We start from the raw sequence: 12,782 nt of genomic DNA on the forward strand, positions 1-12,782 counted from the left end.
TATGGGATCAAAGAAAACAGACTTAATGCGTATTTCATATTTTGTAGCCATCGTGATACTGGTATGTCTGATAGGTAATCTCAAGGACCTTTGGCTACAATCGTGGACCGACCTGATCATCTATCTGATAGTCCTGTTTGCCGCCGCCGAATGCTTGTTCAGTACGTTTGCACGTATCCGCGCAGTCGGAGAGTGGAAACAACCCCGTTGGCTGACTTCTGTCTCCTTGCTGATTTACGGAATCTTTTTCTTCGGAACCCTATTTTTTATCGGAGATTTCTTAATAAACAAGTTATGATAAAAAACAATCTATTCAAAGGGATGTGCCTGTTATGGTTACTGCTGGCGGCAACCCCTGTATTGCAAGCACAGGATCGTATGCAACAGGCATCCGAACTTCTCGATCGGCTGATTGCAGGCAAAGGAGACAGTGTGCATGTACATCTGGACGATAACATCCGGAAAATGCTTTCAGTAGAGATGCTGAACGGACTGTTCAAACAATTGGAACAACAAGTAGGCAAGTATCAGTCGCACGGAGAGTGGAAAACCGAACAAATAAGCGGTATGATTATTTATTATTGCGACGTTAAATTCGAACGCTTACCACTGCGTTTTCTCACAGCGTTCAATCCGGACGGAAAGGTGAATACCATTCGCTTCGTACCTGTTCCGGTTGCGAATGCCACCCCGCCGACAGCCTCTGCACAAGATAAAATAAAAGAAACGGAGATACAGGTTTGTACGGGAAGCTTCAAGCTTCCCGGAACACTGACTCTTCCTAAAAACGAAAAAAATCTGCCGGCAGTCATTTTAGTGCATGGTTCAGGCCCCAACGACCGCGACGAAACGGTAGGAGCCAACAAGCCTTTCCGGGACTTGGCGTACGGACTGGCCGAGCGCGGAATAGCCGTGATCCGTTACGACAAGCGCACCAAAGTATATGGAGAAGACAGTGCACCTGAAGGCAAGGAAATCACTTTCGATGAAGAATCAGTGGATGATGCCCTTTCAGCAGTAAAGCTTGCCCAATCAATATCGGCTATAAATCCCGAACGAATTTACATTCTCGGACATAGCCTGGGAGGAACCTTGGCTCCCCGCATCGCCCAACGTAGCGATAAAGTTCCGGCAGGGATTATTCTGCTTGCCGGTGCCGCCCGTCCGCTTGAAGATCTGTTTATAAGTCAGGTAAAGTTTCTCGCCTCTGCACTCCCATCCACTAAGGATATTGAAAAGGAAATAGCCCAACTACAGAAACAAGTGGACAACGTAAAAAGGCTGGGTACAGATACATTCGACATGACAACTCCTTTGCCTATGAATCTGTCACAGGCTTACTGGATGCTTGCCAATCAATATAAGCCTTTGGAAGTGGTCCGGAAACTGACTCTCCCCATACTTGTCCTTCAAGGCGAACGTGATTACCAGGTGACCATGCAAGACTTCGAGTTATGGCAATCCGCCCTGGCAGAGCATCCTAATGCGATATTTAAATCTTATCCCCGACTCAACCATCTGTTTCAGGAAGGAGAAGGGAAATCATCTCCCCTTGAATACAACCGTCCCTCCCCTATTCCCGCCTATGTGATAGATGACATCGCAGCCTTCATCAACCACTCCAGGTAGGGGTTGTGTCAAAACTCACCACAGAGCCCACCATCTACACCACCATAACGCAAGCTTGGCCTTTATTACCCCGGTATCATTGTGATTTTGATAAATATCATCTATCATTACACCCGGACAAACAGGATAGCAGAAAAACTAAAAGCAGCAACGATTCACTCTGTATCAACAACTTAAACGAATTCACTTTCAGTATATAAAATGCTTGTTTTAACACTCTGTTAAATCAAGCGTTTCATTTGCAAAGAACAAGTCTTTTAAACACAAAACACTTATTCTTTGCCAACAAAAAGAAAACACCTGGAAAACCGCATTAACAATGTTAACGAAAGAGGAGACCACATTTAGAAACTGTTTTGAATTTATCGTCTGATGATTTGAGATGAGTTTTCGCGGTTATTTCGGTTGTTTTATGAGGAAGATAGCGAGCTATCTGACGATTAAAAGAATCGAAATAAACCGAAAAATCGCTCAAAGCATAGACGAAAGTCAATCAAAAAAGAGATTTGTAGAAATTCAAAACAGTTTCTTATAAGTCCATAAGGTTATCGGTTCGTCTCCCTTTCCGCTCTTACTTATTAAATTTCCAATCAAAAAGATGCTCCTTCCGCTTTCTTTTACTAAATTTGCATTTAAATTTGCCCGAATCATGAAGAATGAACCAACATATAGCTTGCTAAACGCCATCAATTATCCCAAAGACCTGCGCCAACTGAGCGTAGATCAATTGCCGGAGGTATGCGAGGAATTAAGGCAGGACATCATTAAGGAACTATCGTGCAACCCGGGACACTTCGCTGCCAGCCTCGGTGTGGTAGAACTGACTGTAGCACTGCACTATGTGTACGACACTCCTTATGATCGTATTGTCTGGGATGTGGGACATCAGGCCTACGGACACAAGATACTGACCGGACGGCGTGAAGCTTTCTCTACCAACCGTAAACTGGGCGGTATCCGTCCTTTTCCCTCACCGGAAGAGAGTGAATATGACACATTCACTTGCGGTCATGCCTCCAACTCCATCTCGGCAGCGTTGGGTATGGCAGTGGCAGCCGAGAGAAAAGGAGAAAAAGACCGCCATGTAGTAGCCGTTATCGGTGACGGATCCATGAGCGGAGGACTTGCTTTCGAAGGATTGAACAATGCTTCATCGACTGCGAACAACCTGCTTATCATACTCAATGATAATGACATGGCCATCGACCGCAGCGTAGGCGGCATGAAACAATATCTGTTCAATCTCACTACTTCGAACCGATACAATCAACTGCGTTTCAAGACATCCCGCCTGTTATTCAAAATGGGATTGCTCAATGAAGAACGTCGGAAGGCCTTGATAAGATTGGGAAACAGCCTGAAATCTCTGGCAGCCCAACAGCAGAATATCTTCGAAGGAATGAATATCCGATACTTCGGTCCCATCGACGGACACGATGTAAAAAACATAGCCCGTATCCTGCATGATATCAAAGATATGCAGGGGCCAAAGATTCTACACCTCCACACCATCAAAGGAAAAGGATTTGGTCCGGCAGAAAAACAGGCCACTATATGGCATGCCCCGGGTAAATTCGATCCGGTAACAGGAAAACGTATTGTAGCCAATACAGACGGAATGCCTCCTCTATTCCAGGATGTATTCGGGCATACGCTGGTAGAACTGGCGGAAAAGAACAAACGGATTATGGGAGTCACTCCTGCCATGCCGAGCGGCTGTTCCATGAACATGCTGATGGATCGTATGCCGGATCGCGCCTTTGACGTAGGCATTGCCGAAGGACATGCCGTGACCTTCTCCGGAGGTATGGCAAAAGACGGATTACTGCCCTTCTGCAACATCTATTCCTCGTTTATGCAGCGGGCTTACGATAACATTATTCATGACGTAGCGATACAAAAGCTGAATGTAGTATTCTGTCTCGACCGCGCCGGACTGGTAGGTGAAGACGGACCGACACATCACGGTGTGTTCGACATGGCTTACCTGCGCCCGATCCCCAACCTGACTATCTCGTCACCGATGGACGAACACGAGTTGCGGCGTTTGATGTATACTGCCCAATTACCCGACAAAGGACCTTTTGCCATCCGTTATCCGCGCGGACGGGGTTCGTTGGTGGACTGGGAATGTCCGTTGGAAGAGATTCCGGTGGGAAAAGGACGGAAACTAAAGGATGGAAACGATCTGGCAGTAATTACCATCGGCCCTATCGGCAAGTTGGCTGCCCGTGCCATCGAACGTGCTGAAGCAGATGCCGGCATTTCCGTAGCGCATTATGACCTTCGTTTCCTCAAGCCGCTCGATGAAGAGCTACTGCACGAAGTCGGCAAAAAGTTCCGCCATATCGTAACGATAGAAGATGGAATCATTAAAGGAGGCATGGGATGCGCCATACTCGAATTTATGGCCGATAACGGATATTATCCCGAAATCAGGCGCATCGGTGTACCGGATCAGTTCATTGAACACGGATCGGTGCAGCAACTCTACCACTTGTGCGGGATGGATGAAGAAGGAATTTACAAGGTAATCACTAAAAATGAATTGCGAATGGACGCTCCTGTGGAAAGCTGCATGGCTACCCATTCTTAATCCCCCAATACGCAATAGAACCGCAATTTGCAATCACAATGAAGATAATTATTGCTGGTGCCGGAGCTGTAGGCACCCATTTGGCTAAATTACTCTCACGCGAGAAACAGGACATCATCCTGATGGACGATGACGAAGAGAAACTCAGTACGCTTAGTTCCAACTTCGACCTGATGACTGTTACGGCCTCTCCTTCGTCCATATCAGGACTGAAAGAGGTAGGCATCAAAGAGGCGGACCTCTTTATCGCTGTCACTCCCGACGAAAGCCGGAATATGACCGCATGTATGCTTGCCACCAATCTGGGAGCTGAAAAGACAGTAGCCCGCATCGACAATTACGAATACCTGCTGCCAAAGAACAAAGAATTCTTCCAGAAACTGGGTGTCGACTCACTTATCTATCCGGAAATGCTGGCTGCCAAGGAGATCGTATCGTCCATGCGTATGAGCTGGGTGCGCCAATGGTGGGAATTCTGCGGAGGATCACTCATTCTGATCGGTACAAAGATGCGCGAAAAAGCCGAAATACTGAATGTCACACTGGCCGAACTGGGTGCGCCGGATATTCCCTATCACGTAGTAGCCATCAAACGGGGTACAGAAACCATTATCCCTCGTGGAGACGATACCATCAAACTACACGATATTGTATACTTCACCACTACCCGGAAGTACATACCTTATATCCGAAAAATTGCCGGAAAAGAAGAATATGCCGACGTACGCAATGTGATGATTATGGGTGGCAGCCGCATCGCAGTCCGTACGGCGCAATATGTACCGGATTATATGCAAGTGAAAATCGTGGATAACGACATAAACCGTTGCAATCGCCTGACAGAGTTACTCGATGACAAGATCATGATCATAAACGGAGACGGACGGGACATGGATTTATTGATTGAAGAGGGTTTAAAAAACACGGAAGCTTTCGTGGCTCTGACCGGCAACTCGGAGACTAACATCCTGGCTTGCCTCGCTGCCAAACGCATGGGAGTAAGCAAGACAGTGGCCGAAGTCGAAAATATCGATTATATCGGAATGGCCGAAAGTCTGGATATCGGTACGGTAATCAATAAAAAAATGATCGCTGCCAGCCACATTTACCAGATGATGCTGGATGCAGACGTGTCGAACGTGAAATGTCTGACCTTTGCCAATGCAGACGTAGCGGAATTCACCGTACCGGAAAACGCAAAAATCACCAAAAACAAAGTGAAAGACCTGGGACTACCCAAAGGAACTACCATCGGTGGTCTGATCCGCAACGGAGAAGGTATATTGGTTACGGGTGATACTCTTATCCAGGCAGGTGACCACGTCGTTGTATTCTGTCTTAGTATGATGATCAAGAAGATAGAAAAGTACTTTAATTGATGGTATGATAAACTCTAAAATGATATACCGCATTATAGGTTTTCTCTTACTGATAGAAACCGGGCTGTTACTTTGCTGCGCAGGTGTTTCGCTGATATACCGCGAGGATGACCTGAGCAGTTTCCTGTTATCGGCAGGATTGACTACTTTAGTTGCCATCCTTCTGCTGGCCTTTGGCAAAGGAGCCGAAAAACAACTCAACCGCCGCGACGGATATGTCATTGTCAGTGTAGCATGGGTCGTGTTTTCCTTATTCGGAATGCTCCCGTTCTATCTCAGCCATTATATACCAAGTATAACCAATGCTTTTTTCGAAACGATGTCCGGATTCAGCAGTACCGGAGCCACCATTCTCAACGACATTGAGGCGCTGCCCCACGGACTTCTCTTCTGGCGAAGCATGACACAGTGGATAGGCGGATTGGGCATTGTCTTTTTTACCATTGCCGTACTGCCCATTTTCGGTGTAAGCGGTGTACAGCTTTTCGCAGCCGAAGCCAGCGGACCGACTTACGACAAAGTGCACCCCCGCATCGGCGTGACGGCCAAATGGATATGGACGATTTATGCCGGACTGACAGCCATTGAAGTGATTCTATTGTTATTCGGCGGCATGGGATTATTTGACAGTATCTGCCATTCGTTCGCCACCACAGGTACAGGAGGTTATTCCACTAAACAAGACAGTATAGCCTACTACAACTCACCTTATATAGAATATGTAATAGGCATTTTTATGTTCCTGTCCGGAATCAACTTTACACTGCTTCTATTATTATTTACCGGCAAGCTGAAGAAGGTATTCCAGAATGCCGAACTGAAATGGTACGTCATGTCAGTGATTATCTTTACCGGATTCATCGCAGCGGTACTTTACCGTACTACTTCAATGGGCGCAGAAGAATCATTCCGTAAAGCTTTCTTCCAGGTAGCTTCGCTTCATACTTCTACCGGATTCGTGACGGCCGACTATATGCAATGGGTACCGGTACTTTGGGGCACCCTGACTGTCATCATGCTGATAGGTGCCTGTGCCGGAAGTACTACGGGAGGTATGAAATGCATCCGCATGGTAATTCTGGCCAAAGTATCACGAAATGAATTTAAACACATCGTACATCCGAATGCCGTGCTTCCGGTACGGGTGAACAAACAGGTCATTTCTCCTGCCATCCTGTCAACGGTGTTGGCATTTTCATTCATCTATGCCGTCATCATCATTCTCAGCGTATTGTTGATGCTGGCAATGGGAGTAGGTTTTACAGAATCTATCGGTACGGTGATTTCAAGTATCGGAAATATGGGACCGGGACTGGGAAGTTGCGGTCCGGCCTATTCATGGGACGGACTTCCCGATCTGGCGAAATGGTTGTTGTCATTCCTCATGTTGCTGGGACGTCTCGAGCTGTTTACCGTACTGCTTTTATTCAGTTCAGATTTTTGGAAAAGGAATTAGAAACAAGAGGATAACCTCATTTGTTGTATAATATAGAACAATATATGATTTATTAAAAAACCTTTTTTGTCACATGGAGTTTGCAAAAGAGATGAAATTAAATTCTATATTTGCAACCGTTTAAGGAAGAGAAATGAAACAAAGCTTAAAATATTATATACTGATAGTGCTTGCCGTGCTGCTTCATTCGGTAACGATGAAGGCGGCAAATACCTCTTATATAATAGAAGATCCGGATCAGGACGAATGTTTTATTTCACAAGCCACTCCTGCAAACCGGAACATTCTGGAGCGATTCCATTTTTATTGTACCATCATGCCCTGCGAAATGGGGCATGCAGATATTTCTCATGTACCAACGGATAAAAGCTTTATCCGTCCCGAAACGGTCTTCCATAAATACAGAATGAGAAATAATCCCTTATCAGATCATTCAATCTATTCACATACATACAATCCGTCGGATCCACTGACCTACTATGTCTACGGATTAAGGAAAATCATTATTTAGGAAAGCTACAAGCTATGAACAGCGATGCCATTTGTGAACAGATTCACTTGTGCCCTGTAGCTATCAACCCTTTTTCAATCAGTTGTCACTCAGAGGTGTGACGATTTATTGCATCTTTCAGATTATTCAATCTAAACATACTATTGGATTATGAATTTTACATTGTTAGTTGTCGTTCTGCTGACCGCAATTGCCTTTGTCGGTGTGGTGATAGCCCTTTCAAACGCTATCTCACCACGATCGTATAATGCGCAAAAGTTCGAAGCGTATGAATGTGGTATCCCTACACGCGGTAAATCATGGATGCAGTTCCGCGTAGGTTACTACCTGTTTGCTATCCTGTTTCTGATGTTCGATGTCGAAACGGTATTCCTGTTTCCCTGGGCAGTGATTGCCCGCGATCTGGGACCCCAAGGATTAATTAGTATTCTCTTCTTTTTAGTTGTGTTGGTTCTGGGCCTTGCCTATGCCTGGAAGAAAGGAGCACTGGAATGGAAATAATGAAAAAGCCCAAAATAAAGTCTATCCCCTATGAAGACTTCATCGATAACGAATCGTTGGAAAAGATGGTCAAAGAACTCAATGAAGGCGGAGCCAACGTCTTCGTGGGAGTGCTTGACGATCTTATCAACTGGGGACGCAGCAACTCGCTGTGGCCGCTTACTTTCGCAACCAGCTGTTGCGGTATCGAATTCATGGCACTGGGTGCCGCGCGTTATGACATGGCCCGCTTCGGGTTTGAAGTAGCCCGTGCCAGCCCGCGACAGGCCGACATGATTATGGTATGCGGAACCATCACCAATAAAATGGCCCCGGTACTGAAGCGTCTGTATGATCAGATGGCAGATCCCAAATATGTGATTGCCGTAGGAGGATGTGCAGTGAGCGGCGGTCCGTTCCGCAAGTCCTATCATGTGGTAAACGGAGTAGACAAGATTCTTCCGGTCGATGTATACATTCCCGGATGTCCGCCCCGTCCCGAAGCATTCTATTACGGCATGATGCAACTGCAACGCAAAGTGAAGATAGAAAAATTCTTCGGAGGAGTAAACCGGAAAGAGAAGAAACCTGAGAAGGAATAAACCCAGATGCATCACAGATTCGCATTAATCATTAAAATATGGAAGAAATAAAATACATAGAACCCGCAGCACTACACGACGAGATGCTGCGTCTGCGTAACGAAAAGCAGATGGACTTTCTCGAAAGCCTGACAGGCATGGACTGGGGAGTGGCAGAGGAAGGCGACGCACCGAACGTAACCCGGGGACTTGGAGTAGTCTACCATCTGGAATCAACCGTAACCGGCGAACGCATCGCTGTAAAAACATCCACAGATAACCGCGAAACTCCGGAAATCCCTTCCGTCAGTGACATCTGGAAAGCGGCTGACTTCAACGAACGTGAAGTATTCGACTATTATGGCATTGTATTCATCGGACATCCCGACATGCGACGCCTTTATCTGCGTAACGACTGGGTAGGATATCCGATGCGTAAAGATAATAATCCGGAAAAGGATAACCCATTGCGTATGGATAATGAAGAGACCTATGACACCACGCAGGAAATAGAACTGAACCCGGACGGAACTTACCAAACCCAGGAGAATGTCATCTTTGATGACCGTGAATATGTAGTCAATATCGGACCACAACACCCGGCCACCCACGGAGTAATGCGTTTCCGCGTATCGCTTGAAGGCGAAACCATCAGGAAACTCGATGCCAACTGCGGCTACATCCACCGGGGAATTGAGAAGATGAACGAAAGCCTCACCTACCCGCAAACCCTTGCACTGACCGACCGGCTCGATTATTTAGGAGCACACCAGAACCGCCATGCCCTTTGTATGTGCATCGAAAAGGCAATGGGAATCGAAGTCAGCGAACGTGTGAAGTACATCCGTACCATTATGGACGAACTTCAGCGTATCGACTCCCACCTGCTGTTCTATTCGTGCCTCGCGATGGACTTGGGAGCACTGACCGCTTTCTTCTACGGTTTCCGTGACCGTGAGATGATTCTGGACATGTTCGAAGAGACCTGTGGCGGACGTCTGATTATGAACTATAATACTATTGGTGGGGTACAAGCGGATCTACACCCGAACTTCATCCCGAGAGTGAAAAAATTCATCCCCTACATGCGTGGCATCATTCACGAATATCACGACGTATTTACCGGCAACGTCATTGCCCGGCAGCGCCTGAAAGGTGTAGGCGTACTGAGCCGCGAAGATGCTATCTCCTTCGGATGCACCGGTGGTACGGGCCGTGCCAGCGGATGGGCATGCGATGTGCGCAAACGTATGCCTTATGGTGTATATGACAAAGTGGATTTTAAAGAGATCGTTTACACCGAAGGTGACTCTTTTGCCCGCTACATGGTACGTATGGATGAAATTATGGAAAGTCTGAACATCATCGAACAGTTGATAGACAACATTCCGGAAGGACCGATACAGGAGAAGATGAAACCTATCATCCGGGTGCCGGAGGGAAGTTACTACACTGCTGTCGAAGGCAGCCGAGGTGAATTCGGGGTATTCCTCGAGAGCCACGGAGACAAGACCCCCTACCGCCTGCATTACCGTTCGACGGGACTGCCATTGGTTTCGGCTGTCGATACCATCTGCCGGGGAGCCAAGATTGCCGACCTGATCGCCATTGGCGGAACGCTGGACTATGTGGTGCCGGATATCGACAGATAAGTAAATAGTAAATCGTCTAATCGTAAATATAGCATATGTTTGACTTTAGTATAATAACAAGCTGGATACACCAGACGCTGACCTCCGTCATGCCGGAGGGGCTGGCTGTATTCATTGAATGTGTCGTAATCGGGGTGTGCATTGTGGCCCTGTACGCCATACTTGCCATTCTCCTTATTTATATGGAGCGTAAGGTGTGCGGTTTCTTCCAGTGCCGTCTGGGACCGAACCGTGTAGGAAAGTGGGGAAGCATCCAGGTACTCTGTGACGTGCTCAAGATGATGACCAAAGAAATCATCGAGCTGAAACACTCGGATAAATTCCTCTATAACCTGGCTCCGTTCATGGTGATTATCGCTTCGTTTCTCACCTTCTCCTGCCTGCCCATCAGCAAGGGGCTGGAAGTGCTGGACTTCAACGTGGGTGTATTCTTCCTATTGGCGGCTTCGAGCATCGGTGTGGTAGGTATCCTGCTGGCCGGATGGGGCTCGAACAACAAGTTCTCACTGATCGGTGCCATGCGAAGCGGTGCACAGATCATCAGCTACGAACTGTCCGTGGGACTCAGTATCCTGACGATGGTGGTACTGATGGGTACCATGCAGTTCTCTGAAATCGTAGAGAGCCAGGCCAACGGATGGTTTATATTCAAGGGACACATCCCGGCGGTGATCGCCTTCATTATCTACCTGATAGCCGGAAACGCAGAATGTAACCGCGGCCCGTTCGACCTTCCCGAAGCGGAAAGTGAGTTGACAGCGGGCTACCATACCGAATATTCGGGTATGCACTTCGGATTCTTCTATCTGGCCGAATACCTGAATATGTTTATCGTAGCCGCCGTAGCTTCCACCATCTTCCTCGGAGGCTGGATGCCGTTGCATATCGTCGGTCTGGACGGATTCAATGCCGTAATGGATTACATCCCGGGCTTCATCTGGTTCTTTGGCAAGGCATTCTTCGTGGTATTCCTGCTGATGTGGATCAAGTGGACTTTTCCACGTCTGCGCATTGATCAGATATTGAATCTGGAATGGAAATATCTGGTGCCCATTTCGATGGTCAATCTGGTAATCATGGTATTAATCGTAGTCTTCGGACTGCACTTCTAACCCGGAGGACTGAAAAATGAAGAATGAAGAATATACATATTTAGGTGGCCTGATGCAAGGCATCGGCTCCCTGCTGACGGGTATGAAAACCACCATCAAGGTGTATTTCCGGAAGAAAGTAACCGAACAATACCCGGAAAACCGTGCAGAACTCAAGATGTTCGACCGTTTCCGCGGTACATTGACCATGCCTCACAACGAAAACAATGAGCATCGCTGCGTGGCCTGCGGACTGTGCCAGATGGCATGTCCGAACAATACCATCAAAGTGACCAGTGAGACCGTTGAAACGGAAGAGGGTAAAAAGAAGAAAATACTGGCAAAGTATGAGTACGACCTCGGCTCGTGTATCTTCTGCCAGCTATGTGTCAATGCCTGCCCGCACGACGCAATCACCTTCGACCAGGTATTTGAGCATGCCGTATTCGACCGGAGCAAGCTCATCCTGCAGCTCAATCACGAAGGCAGTAAAGTAATCGAAAAGAAAAAAGAATAAAAGAATATGGGACTTACACTTGAAACAGTAGTATTCTACTTTCTGGCAGTGTTCATCATTGCCATGTCCATACTGACGGTGACTACACAACGCATCGTACGTTCGGCCACCTATCTGCTGTTTGTGCTTTTCGGCACAGCAGGCATCTACTTTCTGTTGGGGTATACTTTCCTCGGATCGGTACAGATCATGGTCTATGCCGGAGGTATTGTGGTGCTCTACGTATTCTCCATCCTGCTGACGAGTGGAGAAGGTGACCGGGCGGCTCACCTGAAACGGAGTAAATTCCTGGCGGGACTCGCCACGACCATAGTAGGCGCGGCACTGGTGCTCTTTATCACACTGACCCACAAATTCGTACCGACAAGCGATCCGGAACCGGTAGAAATCAGTATCAAGACCATCGGGCATGCACTGCTAAGCAGCGGCAAATATGGATATGTATTGCCTTTCGAAGCAGTCAGCATATTGTTGCTGGCTTGTATCGTAGGCGGATTATTAATTGCACGTAAAAGATAGAAAGATATGATGATACACATGGAATATTATCTGGTGGTTTCTACCATCATGATGTTTGCAGGAATATACGGATTCTTCACCCGGCGCAACACACTTGCAATCCTGATCTCTGTGGAACTGATGCTGAATGCGACCGATATCAACTTTGCCGTATTCAACCGTTTCCTTTTCCCCGGAGAACTGGAAGGATACTTCTTTGCCCTGTTCTCCATCGCCATCTCGGCTGCGGAAACGGCTATCGCCATTGCCATCATGATTAATATTTACCGCAATATACGCAGTATACAGGTAAAGAATCTCGATGAATTAAAATGGTAGGCAGAGCATACCTCCTGCAGTATAAACATAGTATAATATACAACAACAGATAG

General features: G+C 47.0%; 13 protein-coding genes. All 13 read left to right on the top strand.

The window, feature by feature from the left end; genetic code table 11:
• Window position 1 precedes the first annotated feature (1 nt).
• The 13 genes from FDF36_RS13935 to nuoK all read left to right on the top strand — a co-directional run bounded on the left by FDF36_RS13935 (window position 2) and on the right by nuoK (window position 12,729).
• Window positions 2-298 carry a hypothetical protein gene (locus FDF36_RS13935; protein ID WP_220391739.1) on the top strand — a complete coding sequence of 99 codons (297 nt, stop codon included), beginning with the start codon at window positions 2-4 and terminating at the stop codon, window positions 296-298.
• Window positions 295-1,629: an alpha/beta hydrolase gene (locus FDF36_RS13940; RefSeq protein WP_220391740.1), complete on the top strand. Its 1,335-nt coding sequence runs from the start codon at window positions 295-297 to the stop codon at window positions 1,627-1,629. Before FDF36_RS13935 ends, FDF36_RS13940 begins: the two co-directional genes overlap by 4 nt.
• A 649-nt stretch (window positions 1,630-2,278) precedes the next feature.
• A complete protein-coding gene (gene dxs / locus FDF36_RS13945; RefSeq protein ID WP_220391741.1) occupies window positions 2,279-4,225 on the top strand; it encodes a 1-deoxy-D-xylulose-5-phosphate synthase in 1,947 nt (648 codons plus the stop codon).
• 38 nt (window positions 4,226-4,263) lie between these two features.
• Window positions 4,264-5,604, top strand: a complete 1,341-nt coding sequence (gene trkA / locus FDF36_RS13950; protein ID WP_220391742.1) for a Trk system potassium transporter TrkA — start codon at window positions 4,264-4,266, stop codon at window positions 5,602-5,604.
• Window positions 5,605-5,608: 4 nt separating this feature from the next.
• Window positions 5,609-7,060 carry a TrkH family potassium uptake protein gene (locus tag FDF36_RS13955; RefSeq protein WP_220391743.1) on the top strand — a complete coding sequence of 484 codons (1,452 nt, stop codon included), beginning with the start codon at window positions 5,609-5,611 and terminating at the stop codon, window positions 7,058-7,060.
• A gap of 133 nt (window positions 7,061-7,193) precedes the next feature.
• Window positions 7,194-7,571: a hypothetical protein gene (locus FDF36_RS13960; protein WP_220391744.1), complete on the top strand. Its 378-nt coding sequence runs from the start codon at window positions 7,194-7,196 to the stop codon at window positions 7,569-7,571.
• Window positions 7,572-7,721: 150 nt separating this feature from the next.
• Window positions 7,722-8,072, top strand: coding sequence for an NADH-quinone oxidoreductase subunit A (locus FDF36_RS13965; RefSeq protein WP_005775585.1), 351 nt, complete (start codon window positions 7,722-7,724; stop codon window positions 8,070-8,072).
• Window positions 8,063-8,653: an NADH-quinone oxidoreductase subunit B gene (locus FDF36_RS13970; protein ID WP_032531159.1), complete on the top strand. Its 591-nt coding sequence runs from the start codon at window positions 8,063-8,065 to the stop codon at window positions 8,651-8,653. Before FDF36_RS13965 ends, FDF36_RS13970 begins: the two co-directional genes overlap by 10 nt.
• 38 nt (window positions 8,654-8,691) lie before the next feature.
• Window positions 8,692-10,284: an NADH-quinone oxidoreductase subunit D gene (locus FDF36_RS13975; protein WP_005775583.1), complete on the top strand. Its 1,593-nt coding sequence runs from the start codon at window positions 8,692-8,694 to the stop codon at window positions 10,282-10,284.
• A gap of 35 nt (window positions 10,285-10,319) precedes the next feature.
• A complete protein-coding gene (nuoH, locus tag FDF36_RS13980) occupies window positions 10,320-11,396 on the top strand; it encodes an NADH-quinone oxidoreductase subunit NuoH (protein WP_122141635.1) in 1,077 nt (358 codons plus the stop codon).
• A gap of 16 nt (window positions 11,397-11,412) precedes the next feature.
• The gene (locus FDF36_RS13985; protein WP_220391745.1) at window positions 11,413-11,892 is read left to right on the top strand and encodes a NuoI/complex I 23 kDa subunit family protein; all 480 of its coding nucleotides are present in this window, start codon (window positions 11,413-11,415) and stop codon (window positions 11,890-11,892) included.
• A gap of 6 nt (window positions 11,893-11,898) precedes the next feature.
• Window positions 11,899-12,411 carry an NADH-quinone oxidoreductase subunit J family protein gene (locus tag FDF36_RS13990; RefSeq protein ID WP_005775580.1) on the top strand — a complete coding sequence of 171 codons (513 nt, stop codon included), beginning with the start codon at window positions 11,899-11,901 and terminating at the stop codon, window positions 12,409-12,411.
• 9 nt (window positions 12,412-12,420) lie between these two features.
• Entirely contained in the window at window positions 12,421-12,729 is a 309-nt protein-coding gene (nuoK, locus tag FDF36_RS13995) for an NADH-quinone oxidoreductase subunit NuoK (protein WP_005775579.1), read from the top strand.
• The last annotated feature ends 53 nt before the right edge of the window (window positions 12,730-12,782 follow it).

Origin of the sequence: Bacteroides fragilis, from assembly GCF_019583405.1 — a bacterium.
In the GTDB taxonomy this organism is placed as follows: Bacteria; Bacteroidota; Bacteroidia; order Bacteroidales; family Bacteroidaceae; genus Bacteroides; species Bacteroides fragilis_B.

What these genes read in the sequence shown, in the direction of transcription:
- FDF36_RS13935 (WP_220391739.1), top strand. Translation starts at nt 2, where the DNA reads ATGGGATCAAAGAAAACAGACTTAATGCGTATTTCATATTTTGTAGCC.
- FDF36_RS13940 (WP_220391740.1), top strand. Translation starts at nt 295, where the DNA reads ATGATAAAAAACAATCTATTCAAAGGGATGTGCCTGTTATGGTTACTG.
- dxs (WP_220391741.1), top strand. Translation starts at nt 2,279, where the DNA reads ATGAAGAATGAACCAACATATAGCTTGCTAAACGCCATCAATTATCCC.
- trkA (WP_220391742.1), top strand. Translation starts at nt 4,264, where the DNA reads ATGAAGATAATTATTGCTGGTGCCGGAGCTGTAGGCACCCATTTGGCT.
- FDF36_RS13955 (WP_220391743.1), top strand. Translation starts at nt 5,609, where the DNA reads ATGATAAACTCTAAAATGATATACCGCATTATAGGTTTTCTCTTACTG.
- FDF36_RS13960 (WP_220391744.1), top strand. Translation starts at nt 7,194, where the DNA reads ATGAAACAAAGCTTAAAATATTATATACTGATAGTGCTTGCCGTGCTG.
- FDF36_RS13965 (WP_005775585.1), top strand. Translation starts at nt 7,722, where the DNA reads ATGAATTTTACATTGTTAGTTGTCGTTCTGCTGACCGCAATTGCCTTT.
- FDF36_RS13970 (WP_032531159.1), top strand. Translation starts at nt 8,063, where the DNA reads ATGGAAATAATGAAAAAGCCCAAAATAAAGTCTATCCCCTATGAAGAC.
- FDF36_RS13975 (WP_005775583.1), top strand. Translation starts at nt 8,692, where the DNA reads ATGGAAGAAATAAAATACATAGAACCCGCAGCACTACACGACGAGATG.
- nuoH (WP_122141635.1), top strand. Translation starts at nt 10,320, where the DNA reads ATGTTTGACTTTAGTATAATAACAAGCTGGATACACCAGACGCTGACC.
- FDF36_RS13985 (WP_220391745.1), top strand. Translation starts at nt 11,413, where the DNA reads ATGAAGAATGAAGAATATACATATTTAGGTGGCCTGATGCAAGGCATC.
- FDF36_RS13990 (WP_005775580.1), top strand. Translation starts at nt 11,899, where the DNA reads ATGGGACTTACACTTGAAACAGTAGTATTCTACTTTCTGGCAGTGTTC.
- nuoK (WP_005775579.1), top strand. Translation starts at nt 12,421, where the DNA reads ATGATACACATGGAATATTATCTGGTGGTTTCTACCATCATGATGTTT.